This is a genomic window from uncultured Sphingomonas sp., assembly GCF_937859915.1.
GTDB lineage: Bacteria > Pseudomonadota > Alphaproteobacteria > Sphingomonadales > Sphingomonadaceae > Solisphingomonas.
The window spans coordinates 93,980-110,539 of record NZ_CALMAW010000007.1 but is presented as its reverse complement, the minus strand read 5'-3'; the positions used below and the strand labels follow the sequence as shown (position 1 = coordinate 110,539).

Annotated in this window: 14 protein-coding genes; 6 read left to right on the top strand and 8 right to left on the bottom strand. The window is 68.7% G+C overall.

The genetic code is table 11. The annotated features are described in order from the left end of the window. The 3 genes from Q0326_RS01180 to Q0326_RS01170 all read left to right on the top strand — a co-directional run. On the top strand, window positions 1–946 hold a 946-nt coding region (locus Q0326_RS01180; RefSeq protein WP_298686219.1), incomplete at its 5' end, for a phosphotransferase. After that, window positions 943–1,728, top strand: coding sequence for an enoyl-CoA hydratase-related protein (locus Q0326_RS01175; RefSeq protein ID WP_298686217.1), 786 nt, complete (start codon window positions 943–945; stop codon window positions 1,726–1,728). The genes Q0326_RS01180 and Q0326_RS01175, both read left to right, overlap by 4 nt. A gap of 3 nt (window positions 1,729–1,731) precedes the next feature. Further along, a complete protein-coding gene (locus Q0326_RS01170; RefSeq protein ID WP_298686215.1) occupies window positions 1,732–2,898 on the top strand; it encodes an acetyl-CoA C-acetyltransferase in 1,167 nt (388 codons plus the stop codon). A gap of 212 nt (window positions 2,899–3,110) precedes the next feature. Here the strand turns inward: Q0326_RS01170 and Q0326_RS01165 are convergent, their stop codons facing one another. Then, window positions 3,111–4,649, bottom strand: a complete 1,539-nt coding sequence (locus Q0326_RS01165; protein ID WP_298686213.1) for a sialate O-acetylesterase — start codon at window positions 4,647–4,649, stop codon at window positions 3,111–3,113. Window positions 4,650–5,252: 603 nt separating this feature from the next. Here Q0326_RS01165 and Q0326_RS01160 point away from each other — a divergent pair. Further along, window positions 5,253–5,459 carry a hypothetical protein gene (locus Q0326_RS01160; RefSeq protein WP_298686211.1) on the top strand — a complete coding sequence of 69 codons (207 nt, stop codon included), beginning with the start codon at window positions 5,253–5,255 and terminating at the stop codon, window positions 5,457–5,459. Between the two features lie 332 nt (window positions 5,460–5,791). Here Q0326_RS01160 and Q0326_RS01155 read toward each other — a convergent pair whose 3' ends face one another. The 3 genes from Q0326_RS01155 to Q0326_RS01145 form a co-directional block, all read right to left on the bottom strand. Continuing rightward, complete coding sequence (locus Q0326_RS01155; protein WP_298686209.1) at window positions 5,792–6,613, bottom strand: DUF2182 domain-containing protein; 822 nt, start codon at window positions 6,611–6,613, stop codon at window positions 5,792–5,794. Continuing rightward, a complete protein-coding gene (locus Q0326_RS01150; protein WP_298686207.1) occupies window positions 6,610–8,094 on the bottom strand; it encodes a tyrosinase family protein in 1,485 nt (494 codons plus the stop codon). Before Q0326_RS01150 ends, Q0326_RS01155 begins: the two co-directional genes overlap by 4 nt. A 150-nt stretch (window positions 8,095–8,244) precedes the next feature. Further along, window positions 8,245–9,579: a M28 family peptidase gene (locus Q0326_RS01145; RefSeq protein ID WP_298686205.1), complete on the bottom strand. Its 1,335-nt coding sequence runs from the start codon at window positions 9,577–9,579 to the stop codon at window positions 8,245–8,247. Window positions 9,580–9,808: 229 nt separating this feature from the next. Here Q0326_RS01145 and Q0326_RS01140 point away from each other — a divergent pair, with 229 nt between their 5' ends. Further along, complete coding sequence (locus Q0326_RS01140) at window positions 9,809–10,735, top strand: polysaccharide deacetylase family protein (protein ID WP_298686203.1); 927 nt, start codon at window positions 9,809–9,811, stop codon at window positions 10,733–10,735. Between the two features lie 71 nt (window positions 10,736–10,806). Here Q0326_RS01140 and Q0326_RS01135 read toward each other — a convergent pair whose 3' ends face one another. Then, window positions 10,807–11,673, bottom strand: coding sequence for a fumarylacetoacetate hydrolase family protein (locus Q0326_RS01135; protein ID WP_298686201.1), 867 nt, complete (start codon window positions 11,671–11,673; stop codon window positions 10,807–10,809). A gap of 325 nt (window positions 11,674–11,998) precedes the next feature. On the opposite strand from Q0326_RS01135, the gene lldD reads away from it, so the two are divergent. Further along, window positions 11,999–13,168 carry an FMN-dependent L-lactate dehydrogenase LldD gene (lldD, locus tag Q0326_RS01130; RefSeq protein ID WP_298686199.1) on the top strand — a complete coding sequence of 390 codons (1,170 nt, stop codon included), beginning with the start codon at window positions 11,999–12,001 and terminating at the stop codon, window positions 13,166–13,168. On the opposite strand, the gene Q0326_RS01125 is transcribed toward lldD, so the two are convergent. The 3 genes from Q0326_RS01125 to Q0326_RS01115 all read right to left on the bottom strand — a co-directional run bounded on the left by Q0326_RS01125 (window position 13,165) and on the right by Q0326_RS01115 (window position 16,420). Beyond that, window positions 13,165–14,643, bottom strand: a complete 1,479-nt coding sequence (locus Q0326_RS01125; protein ID WP_298686197.1) for a mannitol dehydrogenase family protein — start codon at window positions 14,641–14,643, stop codon at window positions 13,165–13,167. The genes lldD and Q0326_RS01125 overlap by 4 nt on opposite strands. Window positions 14,644–14,732: 89 nt before the next feature. Beyond that, window positions 14,733–15,263: a phosphoribosyltransferase family protein gene (locus Q0326_RS01120; RefSeq protein WP_298686195.1), complete on the bottom strand. Its 531-nt coding sequence runs from the start codon at window positions 15,261–15,263 to the stop codon at window positions 14,733–14,735. A 344-nt stretch (window positions 15,264–15,607) separates the two neighbouring features. Beyond that, window positions 15,608–16,420: a substrate-binding domain-containing protein gene (locus Q0326_RS01115; protein ID WP_298686193.1), complete on the bottom strand. Its 813-nt coding sequence runs from the start codon at window positions 16,418–16,420 to the stop codon at window positions 15,608–15,610. Window positions 16,421–16,560: the final 140 nt, after the last annotated feature.

Here is a 16,560-nt window from a genome sequence, read left to right as displayed (position 1 = left end):
CGAGCAATTTTCCGGCGGCCAGTCGAACCCGACCTACAAGCTCGTCACGCCGGCGCGCATGTATGTGCTGCGCCGCAAGCCGCCGGGCGTGTTGCTCAAGGGCGCGCACGCGATCGACCGCGAGGCCAAGGTGCTGACCGGGCTGGGCAAGGCCGGCTTTCCGGTCGCGCATGTCTATGGCGTCTGCACCGACGAGAGCGTGATCGGAACGTGGTTCTACGTGATGGCGATGGTCGAGGGGCGCATCTTCTGGGATGCCACTTTCCCCGGCGTCGCCCGCGACGCGCGTCCCGCCTATTTCGACGCCATGAACGCCGCCATCGCGGGACTGCATCAGGTCGATTATGCTGCGGTCGGCCTTGGCGACTATGGCCGCCCCGGCAATTATTTCGAACGCCAGATCGCGCGCTGGTCGGCCCAATATCTCGACGATTCCGACGCCGGCCGCGACGCCAATATGGACAGGCTGGTCGCGTGGCTGCCCGCCAACATCCCGGCGGGCGACGAGACCGCGGTCGTCCACGGCGACATGCGCTGCGACAACATCATCTTCCATCCGACCGAGCCGCGCATCCTGGCGGTGCTCGACTGGGAATTGTCGACGCTCGGCCACCCCGGCGCGGACTTCGCCTATCAGGCGATGATGTACCGGATGCCGCCGCACATCGTCGCCGGGCTCGCCGGTGCGGACCTGGCGGCGCTCAACATCCCGGACAAGACGGCCTATCTCGACAGCTATTGCCGCCGTACCGGCCGCACCGACGGCATGCCGGGCTACGATTTCTACGTCGCGTTCAATTTCTTCCGGATCGCGGCGATCTTCCACGGTATCAAGGGCCGCGTCATTCGCGGCACCGCGGCCTCCGCCCAGGCGCGCGACCGCGTCGCCGTGCTGCCCGAGCTGATGGCGCTGGCATGGGCACAAGCGGAAAGGGCCGGCGCATGAGCGACGGGGTGCTGCGTGTCGAGATCGCCGGTGGCGTCGCGCGTCTGACGCTCGACCGGCCCGAGGTCGGCAATGCGATCGACCTGCCGCTCGCGCGCGCGCTGCGCGACGCGGCGACGCGGTGCGCAGACGATGCGGCGATCCGCTGCGTCGTGCTGACCGGGGCGGGGCGGCTGTTCTGCGCGGGTGGCGACGTGGCGGCGATGCGGGCCGCAGGCGACGACCTGCCCGCGCTGCTGCACGAGCTGATCGAGACGCTCCACCAGGCGGTGCTGATCCTCGCGGCGATGCCCAAGCCGCTGGTCACGCTGGTCAACGGCCCGGCGGCAGGAGCGGGGCTCAGCCTCGCGATCCTCGGCGACATCGTGCTGTCGGCGCGGTCCGCCCATTATACCCCGGCCTATGGCGCGATCGGGCTGACCGCGGACGGCGGTCTGAGCTGGCTGCTGCCGCGCCTCGTCGGCCTGCGCCGCGCGCAGGACATCCTGCTCACCAACCGCCGCGTCAAGGCCGAGGAGGCCGCGGCGATCGGCCTGGTCACGCGGCTCGTCGACGACGCGGCGCTCGAGGCCGAGGGCGAGGCGGTCGCGACCCGGCTCGCGGACGGCCCGGTCGCCGCCACCGGCGCGGTGCGGGACCTGTTGCACCGGAATTTCGAGAGCAGCCTCGATGCGCAGCTCGATCGCGAGCTTATATCGATGACGCAGGCCGCCGGCGCCGAGGCGAAGGAAGGGCTTGCCGCCTTCTTCGCCAAGCGTCCCCCCGATTTCAGAGGAGTCTGACCGATGGCCGAGGCCTATATCGTCGAAGCGCTGCGCACCCCGGGTGGCCGTGCGCGCAAGGGCGGCCTGATCGACGTCCACCCCGCCGATCTCGGCGCCACCATCCTCGATGCGCTGGTCGAGCGCACCGGGATCGATCCCGCCGCGGTCGAGGACGTCATCGTCGGCTGCGTCACGCAGGCGGGCGAGCAGGCCTTCGCCTTCGGGCGCAACCTCGTGCTCGCCTCGAAACTGCCCGACAGCGTGCCCGCGGTGACGATCGACCGGCAATGCGGCTCGTCGCAGCAGGCGCTGCACTTCGCGGCGCAGGCGATCCTGTCGGGGACGCAGGACATCGTCATCGCCGCCGGCGCCGAGAGCATGACGCGGGTGCCGATGATGTCCAATTTCGCGCTCCACGCGCAGGCCGGCGTCGGCACCGGGCCGTGGTCGACGGCGATCCAGCAGCGCTACGGCGTCGCCGAATTCAGCCAGTTCCACGGCGCACAGGCGATCGCCACCAAATATGGATTGTCGCGCGAGGACATGGACGCCTATGCGCTCGCCAGCCACGCCAAGGCGGCGGCCGCGATCGACGAGGGGGCGTTCGCCGCCGAGCTGGTGCCCGTGACCACCCCGGACGGTCGGGTCTTCGCGGTCGACGACGGCGTGCGCCGCGGCGGGACGATGGAGGCGATGGCCTCGGTCAAGACGCTCGAGGAGGGCGGCACGATCACCGCCGCCAATGCCAGCCAGATGACCGACGGCGCCTCGGGGGTGATGGTGGTGAGCGCAGCGGCGCTCAAGCGCTTCGACCTCACGCCGCTGGCGCGGATCGTCAACCTGACGGTGACCGCGGGCGATCCGGTGATCATGCTCGAGGAGCCGATCCCGGCGACCCGCAAGGCGCTCGCGCGCGCCGGCATGACGCTCGACCAGATCGATCTGTTCGAGGTCAACGAGGCGTTCGCCGCGATCCCGATGGCGTGGCTGAAAGCGCTCGGCGCCGACCCGGCAAGGCTCAACGTCAACGGCGGCGCGATCGCGCTCGGCCATCCGCTCGGCGCGTCGGGCACCAAGCTGATGGCGACGCTGATCCATGCGCTCAAGGCGCGCGGCAAGCGCTACGGCCTGCAGACCATGTGCGAAGGCGGCGGCATCGCCAACGTCACCATCGTCGAGGCGCTGTGATCGGTATGCGCCGATAACACAGGCGGTCGAATGGCGGATCGGCGGTTGTGAGGCGCTTTGCTCGCCAGGCGCGGCTGCGCGGCGACGTCCGCGACGCTCTGCTGACGTCCGAAGCTGTCGATCGAGACCCTGCGCGACGATCGGCCGCCATAGCCAATCCACGCCGTGGCGCATCGGTGGCGTCAACCGACGGGGCGGGCGATACTACCCGCTCAGGGGAAGGTCAGATGTCCCTGGATGCGCTCCTCGGAGGAGAAGGTCGACATCGGCAGGCCTGCGGCATTGTACAGGCTGCCGGGAACGACGTTGCTCCAGCCGTAGCGGACGTAGCGGGGTTGCGGTACGGGCCCCGTCACCACCACGGTTGCGCCGTCAATCCGCGCGGTCGCGGGGATGAATTTGCGGTCCGCCCCCGCGATCTCGAAGCCGATCACGGGCGCACCGCGGCTGGTCATGCCGTCAGCGTGATCGAACCAGACGCGCAGCCCGCCGGGCTCGCCGGTCGCCTGGCGGAACAGCGGGCCTTGATAGGCGACGCGATCGCCATAGGCGACGCCCCGCGCAGCGAGGGCGAGCCGGGCGGCGACGGTCTGCTTGTCGCTCGGATGTACGTTGCCGGGGTCGCCGACATCGGTCGTCACGGCCATGGCGGTGTTGACGAGCCCCAGCGCGCGGCGCTGCGCGTCGCGAACCAGGCCCCATTCCTCGGCGGGCGAGTTGAACGACGAAATCTGCGCGAACAGGAAGGGAAAGGCGCCTTGCGCGAAATCGTGCCTCCAGTCGGTGATCAGCGCGCGGAATAGCGCTTCATAATAGGGCGCGCGCGCGGCGTTGCTGTTGGTCTCGCCCTGATACCAGATCACGCCCTTGATTCCGTAACCGGTGAAGGGCGCGACCATCGCGTTGTAGAGCGATGACGGCCGGTACGCCTCCTCGGGCGGATGCCAGGGGTGCGCGGGAGGCTTGCCGCCGGACGCTCGCACCGCGGCGTCCTCGCGGGCCTCGGCGGCGAGGGCGAGATCGGCGTCGGTCTGGTCCTGCTGGAATCGCGCGCGCGCGTCGAATGCGGGGGTGAGCGTGGCGTCGGTCGCGAAAGCCTCGGTCGAGACCCAGCTGTCGGCGGGGGTGCCGCCCCAGGTCGAGTCGATCACGCCGACCGTCACATGCTCTCGCGCGGCGATCTCGCGTGCAAAGAAATAGCCTATTGCCGAGAAATCCGCCGCGGTCGCCGGCGTGGCGGTCGTCCAGCGCGCGTCGATGTCGCGCAGCGGGACCGGGCTACCCTTATGCTCTAGGCGCAGCAGCCGGACGCGCGGATCGGTTGCGGCGGCGATCTCGGCAGCGGCGTTCTTCAACGGTGCGCCGCCGAAGCCCTTGAGCGGGAACTCCATGTTCGACTGGCCCGATGCGAACCACACGTCGCCGAGCATCACGTCCCGGACCCGCGACGTGCCCTCTGCGGCGCCCCCGTCGACGGTCAGCACATAGGGCCCGCCTGCCGCTTCGGGCTTCAGCCAGACCTCCCATCGTCCCAGCCGGTCGGTAACCGCCGTCGCGCTCTGGCCGTGCAGCGAGACGGCGATGGCGGCCCCGGCGCTCGCCCAGCCCCAGACGCGAAGCGGCCGATCGCGCTGCAGCACGGCGTGGTTACTGAAGAGGTGGGGCAGCGTGAGTTGCGCCGCAGCGGGCGCGCTCCGGGCGGCACCGACCAGGGCGGTGGTGAGCAGGGCGGTGGCGAGCAGGCGCTTCATGATCAATCTCTTCTCGGGACGCAGGCCGACCGTCGTGACGGGGGATCGCCGCAGCGTATCAGGATGGAAGGAAAGGGCTAGTCGGGCGCCGCTATGCTGCTGCGCCGCGGTGAATAAAACCACTTTCCAAGGCGTTCCGCGCGCATGCCCGAAAGATCTTCAGCGGGATGGGACCAAGTCCATGATCGGGCTAGGTCCCATCGAATGCCAAGTCGGCAGGGCTGATGCCGATCGGGAACGGCGAGGCGATAGGCGGGGGACGGAAAGCCTGTCGGGCGCGCTCGGAATGCGCTGTCCATTCGAGAGCTGCCCGCAACTTCGCGCTAAGCTTGTGGTCAGGGGAGTCGCACGCGCCGCCTTTACGCAGGCCGCTCCATTCGATAATCCTACGCGATGCTCGGGCGTTTCCGCCACCGGAGGGCGTCGCACCCCTCGAGACCGTCGCAGACCCTCAGACGCTGCGCGCTTCCGACTGTCGCCATCGGCTTGATCTTCTGGACGACACCGGCACCTGCCGCCAGACATGGCTGGAGCCTTCCGCCGAACGTGGCCGCATCACGTTGGAGACTTCCCGCAGCCCGCTCGGACGAGCGCGAACGGGCGATGCTGCCCGATCCCACCGATGGTGCAGGGGCCAGCCCGTCTTTGTCGCCGCCACCGGACTTCAGTGTCGCTCCGTCCGTGAGCAACATTCTCAACCGGAGAGACGATCTCATCGAGACTGAAACGGGCGTTCCCGGCTCGGGGGCGGGCTATCTGCGCTCGGTTGGCCGCACGCTCGGCGTCGCAGTCAAGCGTGCGCTCTATTGATCGGTGCGTTTCTCACGTCATGATATCCGGCCGGGGACGATCTAATCGGCGCGTTCCGCGGGCTCTCCGTCGGCTTACCGAATAGTCTCACGTCGAGGGGCTAGGTCGCCCGCAGATCGGCCGGATCGCACGGCCAAAAAAAAGGCCGCCCCGAAGGACGGCCGGAAGTTTTAGGAGAGGATGCCTGAAAGGCACCGCTCCTATGCCGTTGGCAGCGTTGTCATGCAAGTGCGGTGAACGATGGACCGAATGCAGTAATCGCAATCGGCGACTATGCGACCGCCGCGCCGTTGCCCGCGTCAGCGCTACCGCCGCCGATGACGCCGCATCGCTCAAGCTTTTCGCCGCGCCATTTGCGTGCGCGATGTGAGCCGGATCAGCACGGCGGGCGGGATGAGCGGAATGCGCCAGTGCGGAACACCGGGCCCTTGTAGACGCTCGGCCATCAAGATCGTCGTGACGGCGAGCATGGCCAGCAGATGCGCGCGCGAGGCGAACAGCGGCACCAGCATCCACGCCCAGCAACTCAGCAGGCACCACGCACCAAGTCTCGCGCCGAAGAGGAAAGAATCGCAAACGGCTTGGACACCGAATAGGCCGATGCGTCTCAGCCGGTGCCCGCGATTCCGCGCGGCCTGCTGATAGGGACAGGCGCTCCATAGCAAGGCGATACCGCAGGCCGCGAGCGCGGCCGCAGCAACACCGCCTGCAAGCAGGCGAAGCGCGAAGGCGATCGCTAGGACGGGGACCGCGGCGAGCGTCCAGACGCCAAAATAGCCCGACAGGAATATTGCGACCGCGCGCCACCGACGCGCGACGAGGCTTGATGCGCGGACATACGCCATCGGCGAAGCGATGAGCGGCGTCATCATCGCGGCGAGCATGATCAGCCATAGCTGCAGTACGGTGCCGGGTGGGTTCGTGGCGATCAGGAAATGCCAGCTTGCCGCGATCGTCGTCAGCGGCGTGTGACCGCCGGCATTGCCGCAGAGTAAGGGCAACGCCGCATGGATATCAAACAGCGAGGACAGCGCCGAGGCCGCCGCCGCGAACAGGATCGGCGTCCTGAACGGGGGCTGGGAAAAGGTCGCGAGCAGCAGGCGCGGTCGGGAGTGACCTGTCGCGCCGTCGGTTGCCGACAGGCGGCCTGTCATTGCCGCAGCACGCTGACGCGGTCGATCGTGATAGGGTCCGCGTCGCCGCCGGAATGCGCCGCGACGATTTTCACGCGAAGATGCGCGGGATCGAAGTCCCCGGCAGCGGCAAGGCGCTTTGCGAGGTCGGAGATGTCGAAGACCAATGTGATTCCGTTGCCGCCATGCCCGCCGTCGACCGCGGAGACACTGCTCAGACCGAACAAGGCAGCGCTCCCGGCAAAGCGATCCTCGGGCAGATCGGCGCCGGCGGGTGAATTGACATAGACTTGAAGACCGCCTGCCACGCCTTTGCCGCGGATGTTCTCGAGCTGGAGAAAGGTCTGCTCGTCCGCAGGCGCATCGGGCGCCGTGCGACCTATGGCAGCGACAAGGGCCGTGCGCTCCTGCGCGGCTATCCTCACGGCGGTCTCGACTGCGGCTGTGCCGACCGTCAGCGTCTCGCTGTTCGCACCGATGACGGTTGGTTCGGCCATAACGGGTGATCCTTTCACGATGTCGGCCATTCGGGCGCCGCCGAGCAGAGCGGCAACGCCGGTACCCGCGTGGAGATCGTCGTAATCCGGATAGAACTTACCCCCCGCGAGCGTATCGCGCGCCGTGTATGTCTCCAATCCTGAACCGTCGACGGTCGGGACGGCGAAAGCGCGATCGGATGGACCGTCAAGCCATTGCTGACCGACCTCCATCTCGACGCCGGGCTTGGTCATCCAGGCCGCCCACAGGCGATCGATGTTGCAATGGTGGAGCCAGAACAGCGGGTCGAGGCCAGCCGTCTCGAAGCGCGACAGATAGCCGAAGTCGACATCAGCCGGCGGCGCACCGCCGACCAAGATATGGACCGACCCGTGCGGTACGTTCTCAAGCTGTCCGCGTACGCCGATGTCGGGATTTGAGAAGTCCGTCGGGCTTCCACCGAAACTGAATATACCGGTGAATTTGGTCACGTTCATCGCGGTCAGATCGATGTCCGGAATTTTCAGCTGTGGATTTGCTGCGAGGATTTTCTGACCGTACCGAGGGACGTCCTCAAGCGGATTGCGGGTTATGCCGTCGGGCAGATAGGGCTCGAGGAACGCCTGCGGGATCTTGCGCGCATTGGGGTTGGTCGCGTCGAGATAGTTCCAATAGGGCAGTTTCCAATCGGTGGGACCGTGCAGCGCTGCGATGGTGGCCGCAATGATTTGTTCGAAGCGTGCAAGATAGCCGCGGTGCCAGGGAAGGAAATAGAAGGACGAATGCTGGCACTGGTTCCAGGCGACGTCCATATCGGCTTGCGCCGGGAGTGCCGTCGTATGGTCGATAATGCCCTGGTGCATCCAGAGGCTCTGGTCGAACTGGTGCATGGCCGCGAGATACCGCCAACTCGTCCGGTCGGTCAGCGCTCGGCCTTTCAAGGCGATGATGGCCTTGGCGTACCACAGAAGCGTGTCGTTCCAACCGGCGCCCAGTTTCCAAGCGTCCTCGCGCTGATCAGCCATGTGTCCCCCTTGCGCACGTCGCCGTCAGGCTCGGCGACCAGGTTCACGCTATAGCGGGTCGCGTCGCCGCCGCGCGGGGAGTCTGAACCATTTACGGTCCTATCCCAGCGGCTTGGCGACGCCGGGCGGCTCTACATGATAGGGAATATACTATTCCTTGGGTGCGCCCGCGCCTGTCCACTTCGGCGTGAAGCTGCCGTCGGCCAGCCAGCGCACCGGCGCGATCAGCGACTGGATCGCGCTTGTCATATAATCGATGTCCAGATTGGCGATCGTGTCGGTCGGCTTGTGATAGGTGGGCACGACCGCCCAGCCCGACAGGGTGTGCGCGACCACGCCCCGCAGCGCGAGCGAATAATTGTCCGAGCGCTCGAAGAAGTTTTCTTGCGGATACGGATCGCCCGCAACATGCGCGCCATGCGCCTGCAGCGCGGCGCCAAGGTCAGACCGATCGAAGCCGGTCATCATCAGCGCGCCCTTGGGCAGTTTGGGATCCTGCGCGCCGATCATCTCGAACTCGATGTTGGCGACGATGTCGGTCAGCGGCACCGGCGGATGCGCGCCGAAATAGCGCGAGCCGTAGCCGCCGATCTCCTCGCTGCCATAGCAGACGAACAGGATGCCGCGGCGGTGCGGTTTGCCGGCGGCCAGCGCCTGCGCCAGTTCGAGCACCGCGGTCGTCCCCGAAGCATCGTCATTGGCGCCGTGCATCACCGGACCGTCGCCGGTCTGGCCGAGATGGTCGAGATGCGCCGAGAGTAGGATCACGCCGGCCTTGGGATCGGTGTCCGGCAGATAGCCGATCGCGTTGCTGGTCGGCGTCTCGTCGCGCGCGATGGGGACCGAGAGGCGCGCATCCGCCCCCGCCTTGATCGAGTCGACGGTTGCCGCGGGCAGCGTCGCGAAGGTGGGGCGCGGGGCGGGGGGCGTTTCGGCGAGATAGCGCGGCATGCTCGTCTCCCCGCCGATCTGGGCGAACCAGTCGGCCGCCGTCTTGCTGTCCTTGGCGATCAGCAGCCCGATATGCTTGGTGCGCACCGCGCGCCACACGTCGAACGCGGGCACGTCGGCGGTGAACAGGACGACCGCCGCCGTATCGGGGAGCGCGGCGAGGCTGTTCACGACCACGATCGGACCTTGCACCGCCGCCGCGCCGCCGACGATCAGGCGCAGTCCGGCGACGGGCTTACCGGCGATCGCCAGCGTCGGGGCGGACGCGACCCGGGTTCGGATCACGCGCGCGGTCTGGATATAGTCCGACATGCCCGGCGCCGGGCGAAGGCCAAAGCCCTCGAATTGCGCGGCGACATAGGCGGCCGTGACCGCCTCATCGTGCGTCGCGCTGCCGCGGCCGCGCAAGGCGTCGCCAGCGAGAAAGTCTTCGTGCGCACGCACCGATTGGGAACTGACCGTCCACGGAATCGCCGCGGGGGCCGCCGAGGCGGCGGTGGCGAGCAAGAGAGCCGCGAACGGGATGATGTGCATAGACTGTCTCCTAGGCGCGTCGCGGTGGACCGAGCGCCGGGCTTCGTCAAGAAACCCGGCGACGCGATCTTTCCTGTTTTGGCAGCGTCTCGCGGCTTCAGTGTAGCCGGCGCGCATCTGATATCCTTGGGTAATCTGGACAGACCGGCGACCCAGCCCTAATCGGAGCGCCGATCGCGACTGCGGCCTTGTTCGGGCGGGCCGCAGGTCGACGCGAGTGGGGAGATCCATGGCACCAGCATTCTCGGTCCTGCTCGCCGCGCTGCTGGCCGCGACCGCACCCGCCGTCGCCCCGCCGGTTGCCACCTCCGCCCCGCCGGCGCCGCAACTGGCGATCACGATCGACGACATACCCGCGCACGGGCCCCTGCCGCCAGGCGTCGATCGCAGGGCCGTGGTCGATGCGATCGTGGCCGCGTTGCGCGCGCACGCGGTGCCGGCGCAGGGCTTCTACAACAGGGGGTTCGGGATCGACGATCCGCAGTCGCCGGCGGTCGTCGCGGCGTGGCGCTCGGCGGGCTTCCCGCTGGGCAACCATGGCTATTCACATCTCGACCTCGACACGGCCGGGCCGACGGCGTTCATCGCGGACGCGGTCCGCAACGAGGCGCCGCTGGCGGCGGCGATGCCCGGTGCCGATTGGCACTGGTTCCGCTACCCCTTTCTTCACGAGGGTGCGACCGTGGCCGCGCGGGTCGCTGTCCGGTCCGCCCTGCGCCAGCGCGGCTACCGGATCGCCGCGGTGACGATGAGCTTCGGTGATTATGCCTGGAACGCCCCCTATGCGCGCTGCGCGGCGCGCAACGATCGAGGCGCCGTCGCGCAGCTGGAGGACAGCTATCTGACCGCCGCGCGGGCCGAGGTGCAACGCGAGCGCCGCATGTCGGCGCAACTCTACGGGCGGGACATACCCTATGTGCTGCTGCTCCACCTGGGCGCCTTCGACGCGCACATGCTGCCGCGCCTGCTCGACATGTACGAGACGCTGGGGTTCCGGTTCGTGCCCTTGTCCGTCGCCGAACAGGATCGTTTCTATGCCTCGGCGATCGACCTGTCGGGGTCCGGGCCCTCACCGACGCTGGACGGCGCGTCGAGGGCGCGCGGGCTCGCCGTGCCGGACGCTACGCCGCAGCCTGACGCAGCGTCGTGCAGCTGACGCGCTCGTCGACGCGCCGAACCACGCCGCCGTGATTGGCGACGGGCCGCCGAAGCGGCCCGTCCAGAGGGCTAAGCCGCTGTCGCCTCGCGCGACCAGGCGACGAAATCCTGCCGCTGCTCGCCGAGCTTCTCGATGCCGAGCGTGACGACGTCGCCGGCCTTGAGGAACCAGGGCTCGGGTTTCTGTCCAAGGCCGACGCCGGGCGGCGTGCCCGTGGTGATCACGTCGCCGGGTTCGAGCGTCATCAGGCGCGAGCAATAGGCGACGATCTGCGCGACCGTGAAGACCATTGTCTTGGTGCTGCCGTCCTGGACGCGCTTGCCGTTGACGGCGAGCCACATCGAGAGATGCTGCGGATCGCCGAGCTCGTCCTTGGTGACCAGCCAGGGGCCGATCGGGCCGAAGGTCGGGAAGCCCTTGCCCTTGTCCCAGGTCGGGCCGCGTTCCATCTGCCAATGCCGCTCGGAGACGTCGTTGACGACGCAGTATCCGGCGACATGGTCGAGCGCGTCCTCCTCCTCGACATAGCTGGCGCGGGTGCCGATCACGACTCCGAGCTCGACCTCCCAGTCGGTCTTGAGCGAATCGCGCGGGATGACGACCGGATCGTTCGGACCCTGGATGCAGCTCACCCATTTGTTGAACACGACCGGCTCGCTGGGCACGGGCAGGTTGGATTCGGCGGCGTGATCGGCATAGTTGAGCCCGATCGCGATGAAGCTGCCGACCTTGGCGACCGGCGCACCGTAGCGCGGCGTGCCCTCGACGAGCGGGAGGGCGGTCGGATCGAGTGCGGCCAGCGTGGCCAGCGCATCGGCGCCCAGCGTCTCGCCGCCGATGTCCGCGACCTGCGACGACAGGTCGCGGATGCGGCCGTCGGCGTCGATCAGGCCGGGCTTCTCGGCGCCTTTGGGGCCGTAGCGGCAGAGCTTCATGGATGCGGTCCTTCATGCGTAGGGGTAGCGGAGCGAGACATCGTGGTAGAATCGCCGAGCGATGCGTTCGATCGCGGGGCTTCAACGCGGCGATAAGATTGTCGCATCGTCGGCGCAATCGACGTGTCGAACGCCGCGCAATATAGGCATGAATCACGGATGGTGCGTCCGTCGACGATGTCCGTGTCACCGTGAGCGATCGCGCGGCTGGCGCGGCTCCGCGGCGTCATGATGAAAGGCTGTGTGCAGTGCGTCTCGAGGAACGGATCGTCTGTGTTACCGGTGCCGCGGCGCCCGTCGACGGCAGCCTGGGCGTGACCCCGCGATGAGGCGTGCCGCATCCGCACTCGACTATCGCGAGCTGGCGCGCCGGCGGCTGCCGCCCTTCCTGTTCGAATATATCGACGGTGGCTCCTATGCCGAGGTGACGCTGCGGCGGAACGTCGCCGACCTCGAAGCGATCGCGCTGCGCCAGCGCGTGCTGACCGACGTCTCGACGATCGACGTCTCGACCGAATTGTTCGGTCGCAAGATGGCGCTGCCGGTGGCGCTGGCCCCGATCGGGCTGGCCGGCATGAACGCAAGGCGCGGCGAGGTGCAGGCGGCGCGCGCGGCGGAGGCGGCGGGCATTCCCTTCTGCCTGTCGACCGTCTCGGCCTGCCCGCTCGACGAGGTCGCAGCGGGCGTCGTCAATCCCTTCTGGTTCCAGCTCTACATGATCCGCGACCGCGGCTTCATGCGCGACCTGCTGCAGAAGGCGCGGGGGCTGGGCTGCTCGGCGCTGGTGTTCACCGTCGACATGCCGGTGCCGGGGTCGCGCTACCGCGACTATCATTCCGGCCTCGCGGGGGCGGCGGGCGCCGCCGGATCGCTGCGCCGCATCTGGCAGGGCGTCACCCATCCGCGCTGGGCTTGGGACGTCGGGATCCATGGCCGTCCGCACCAGCTCGGCAATGTCGCCCCGGTGCTCGGCAAGAATAGCGGGCTCGAGGACTTTTTCGCGTGGATGCGCAATAATTTCGATCCGACGGTGAGCTGGCGCGATCTCGACTTCATCCGATCGGAATGGGGTGGCCCGCTGATCATCAAGGGCATACTCGACGCCGAGGATGCCAGGATCGCTGCCGACATCGGTGCCGATGGCATCGTCGTCTCCAACCATGGCGGCCGCCAGCTCGACGGCGTGCCGTCGACCGCACGGGCGCTCCCGCCGATCGTCGATGCGGTCGGTGGTGCGCTGACCGTGCTCGCGGATGGCGGCGTGCGGTCGGGGCTCGACGTGATCCGTCTGCTCGCGCTCGGCGCGCAGGGCGTCCTGCTCGGGCGGGCGTGGGTCTATGCGCTCGCGGCGGCGGGGGAGGCGGGTGTCACGCACATGCTCAAGCTCGTCGAGGCCGAGATGCGCGTGGCGATGGCGCTCACCGGGGCGACCAGCATCGCCGCGATCGACCGCTCGCGACTCGTTCCCGATGCCGGGGCGCCGGGCGGTCGTTAGACGGCCGCTTCGCCAAGGGCGCGTAGCGTCGCGAGCGCGCCGTCCCGCGCGAGACGCGTGACCTGCCCGGTCAGCGTCGCGCGCAGTGCGTCATCCTCGGCCAGGTCGCGCGGGAAGATCGCCTCGATCGCCATCAGCGCCGCGACCTGCGCCGCGGGATCGGTGACGCCGTCCAGTCGCGCGGCGGTGACGGCGGCCAGCGGGTCGTCGACCGTGAACGGCGTGCCGGCCTCGTCGAGCCCGCGCTGCCACAGCATCCAGGCCGCGACGCCGAGCGCAAGGGCGTCGACCGACAGGCCGCGCGCGCGCCGGATCGCGATCGGCGCGAGCAGGCGCTGCGGCAGCTTCTGCGATCCGTCCATCGCGATCTGGCGGGTGCGGTGCGCCAGCGCCGGATTGGTGAAGCGCGCCATCAGCTGACCGCGATAGGCGGCGACATCGAGCCCGGGCGGCGGCGTCAACGTTGCCGCGCTCTCGTCCCACAGCGCCTCGACGAAGGCGCGGCCGTCGGCGCGCGCGACGAATTCGTGGACATGGTCGATGCCGGCGAGGCCGCCAAGATAGGCGATCCCCGAATGGGCGCCGTTGAGCAACCGCAGCTTGGCGTCTTCCCAAGGCTCGACGCGATCGGTGAGCTGGACGCCGAATGCCGCGAAATCCGGCCGCGGTCCGCAGAAGCGATCCTCGATCACCCACTGCAGAAACGGCTCGGTCTTGACGAGGCCCTGATCCTGCAGGCCGGTCGTCTCGGCCAGCGTCGCGATGTCGCGCGGGTCGGTCGCCGGTACGATGCGGTCGACCATCGACTGGGGAAAGGCGCCGTGCTGGGCGATCCAGTCGGCGAGCGCGGGATCGTGCGCCCTGGCCATCTCGATCACCGCCGCACGCAGCAGCCGACCGTTGTGCGGCAGGTTGTCGCACGACAGCGCGGTGAACGGCGGCAGCCCGGCAGCATGGCGTGCCGCCAGCCCGGCGACGAGAAAGCCGGGTGCGGTGCGCGGCGCCGACAGGTCGGCGAGATCCTGCGCGACGTCGGCGTTGCCGCGGTCGAGCGCGGCGGTCGCGGCATCGATGCAATAGCCCTTCTCGGTCACCGTCAGCGTGACGATATGCGTGTCGGGGTGGGCGAGCGCCGCGATCACCCGCGCGGGATCCTCGGGGGCGACCAGCACGTCGCGTACCGCGCCGATGATCTGCGCCTGTTCGCCCGCGCCGTCGCGCACCAGCATCGTGTAGAGCCCGTCTTGCGGCACCAGCTGGTCGCGCACGCCCGGCGACCGGAGCGACACGCCGAGGATCCCCCAGCGCAGGTCGCCCGCGCCGAGCGCCGCGTCGAACACCGCGGCCTGGTGCGCACGGTGGAACGCGCCGATCCCGAGATGGACGACGCCGTTGCGGACGTCGGCCCGCGCATAGCGTGGTCGGCGCACCGATACAGGCAATCGGCCGAGCGTGGTCGAGGAGAGGCGCTGCATCGTGATGACCCTGCGGATAGCCGAATGGTAGCGCTCCCTGACCGGCGCGCAGGGCGCGTGTCAACGGCGCTGAATGACGGTCCTGGCGCTCAGCCCAGCCGTTCGGGAACGTCCCGCGCATCGTCGACCAGCCGGTTACGCGGCGCGACGGCTTCCCAGGGGAAGACGAACCAGTCCTTGTCGGTCCGGCGGTCGATCGTGCGTGCCCGATAGTCGACGCGGGCGATCGACCGGCTGTTGTCGATCAGCACCGCGACGCGCAGCCGATCCGCGACGCCGCCCTGCGCGCGGATCGTGTCGCGCAGAGCGGCGATCGTCGCGCCGCTGTCGTTGATGTCGTCGACGAACAGGAGGCGCGCGCCCTCCCTCGTTTGGCGGGCGAGCTTGGCCAGCAAGTCGTCGGCGAAACCGGCGACCCTCGACGACCGATCGACCGACAGCATCGCAATATCGGTGCGGTGCGACAGATAGGTGGCCGGCACGAGGCCGCCACGGCCGATGCCGACGAGGAAGTCCGCGCGCCAGGCGTCCGCTTCGATCGCCTGCGCCAGCGCCTCGACATAAGCGAGGAGACTGGCGTGCGCGATGTAGCAGAGCGTCGGCTCCGGCGAGGGGATCATGCGCATTATCCTGCAGAGGCGGGAACGCGGGGCGATATCCCGTCGTCCTCCGGCTCGCAATCGCCGGTGAACGGGCCGGTCGATCGGCGGGGGTGTGATGCCGCCAAGACCTTCATCTAATTGCGAAGCGCGGCGCGCGAGTCGATGATCCGGCCGATGACGGGTGGCGACGACAATCTTCCAAGGGGCCGGCTTGTGGCAGAAGCACTCAACCAGGCGTTCACGCAGCCGCGCGGACAGGCGATCCCCGCCGACATGCTGCGGCTGCTCGTCGACATCGACCGTTCGCAGCGGGCCGGGCCGGCACGCTGACATGATCCCATAATCAACTCTGGCGACCGGCCCTACGGTCTCCCGCCATCGGCCAAGGGGATCAGCCCGGCGGAGCTCAGGGCCGCCTGTCCGGCATCCGAGAGCAAGAGCAGCGCCAGCCGGAGCGCGGCGGGCTTGGCCGTCAGCAGCGCGATGCCGAAGACGGGCTTGGGATCGAACGCGGCCGGTACGGCGATGCTCGTCAGACCGGGCGCTGCCCTCGCGAGATCGGCGCTCGCGCTGCAATAGGTCACCGCGACGTCGATGCGCTGTGCGGCGAACAGCGCTGCGGTCGCATTTTGGCCGGGGGTGGTCGCCGGCGCCGACGCGGCCATCTGGGCGTCGGCCTTGGCGCGCAGCGCCTTGCCCGCGCCGGGTCGCGCCGCATCGATCAAGTCGAACATCGCCATCGCATAGTCGCCCGACGGATCGGCGATCGGCTTCGACGTCTTGATGCGCACGTCCGGACGAAGCAGGCGCGACACGAAGGTCTCGGGCGTGAGGTCCAGCGCTCGCCGTGCGACGAGGCACAGCCGGTTGCGTGCAAAGGCGATCGCCGGCACCACCGTGCGACCGCCGTCCGCGAGCCCGCGGGGGGATGTCATGTCGGCCGAGAGCAGCAGGTCGGGCTTTGCGCCCCGGTCGATCCGATCGCGCAACTCCCCCGAGCCGCCGAAGGAGGGCTGGAGCGTGATGCCCACGGCCAGCGCCTTTGGTGCCAGCGCCAACATCACGCCGCGTAAACTGCCGGCGGCATAGACGTCCACGGTGTCGGACCGCGCGGCGGCCGGGGTTAGCAGCGCTGCGAATGTCGCGAGCAAGGCGGCCTGGAAACGCGACACCATCATACCATCCTTGTTGCCGTAACGCCGCAATCGCCGGGCGATCGGTGTTCCGCCCGGACCTTGCCGGATTGTCACTATGCGCCAGCGACATAGTCCGGCAAGGGCGCCGCGATATTTGCGCAAACATAGCGCGAAGGGGA

Bases quoted from the DNA above. Each gene is read 5' to 3' on its own strand.
- Q0326_RS01175 (WP_298686217.1), top strand. From the start codon at position 943: ATGAGCGACGGGGTGCTGCGTGTCGAGATCGCCGGTGGCGTCGCGCGT.
- Q0326_RS01170 (WP_298686215.1), top strand. From the start codon at position 1,732: ATGGCCGAGGCCTATATCGTCGAAGCGCTGCGCACCCCGGGTGGCCGT.
- Q0326_RS01165 (WP_298686213.1), bottom strand. From the start codon at position 4,649: ATGAAGCGCCTGCTCGCCACCGCCCTGCTCACCACCGCCCTGGTCGGT.
- Q0326_RS01160 (WP_298686211.1), top strand. From the start codon at position 5,253: ATGCTGCCCGATCCCACCGATGGTGCAGGGGCCAGCCCGTCTTTGTCG.
- Q0326_RS01155 (WP_298686209.1), bottom strand. From the start codon at position 6,613: ATGACAGGCCGCCTGTCGGCAACCGACGGCGCGACAGGTCACTCCCGA.
- Q0326_RS01150 (WP_298686207.1), bottom strand. From the start codon at position 8,094: ATGGCTGATCAGCGCGAGGACGCTTGGAAACTGGGCGCCGGTTGGAAC.
- Q0326_RS01145 (WP_298686205.1), bottom strand. From the start codon at position 9,579: ATGCACATCATCCCGTTCGCGGCTCTCTTGCTCGCCACCGCCGCCTCG.
- Q0326_RS01140 (WP_298686203.1), top strand. From the start codon at position 9,809: ATGGCACCAGCATTCTCGGTCCTGCTCGCCGCGCTGCTGGCCGCGACC.
- Q0326_RS01135 (WP_298686201.1), bottom strand. From the start codon at position 11,673: ATGAAGCTCTGCCGCTACGGCCCCAAAGGCGCCGAGAAGCCCGGCCTG.
- lldD (WP_298686199.1), top strand. From the start codon at position 11,999: ATGAGGCGTGCCGCATCCGCACTCGACTATCGCGAGCTGGCGCGCCGG.
- Q0326_RS01125 (WP_298686197.1), bottom strand. From the start codon at position 14,643: ATGCAGCGCCTCTCCTCGACCACGCTCGGCCGATTGCCTGTATCGGTG.
- Q0326_RS01120 (WP_298686195.1), bottom strand. From the start codon at position 15,263: ATGATCCCCTCGCCGGAGCCGACGCTCTGCTACATCGCGCACGCCAGT.
- Q0326_RS01115 (WP_298686193.1), bottom strand. From the start codon at position 16,420: ATGGTGTCGCGTTTCCAGGCCGCCTTGCTCGCGACATTCGCAGCGCTG.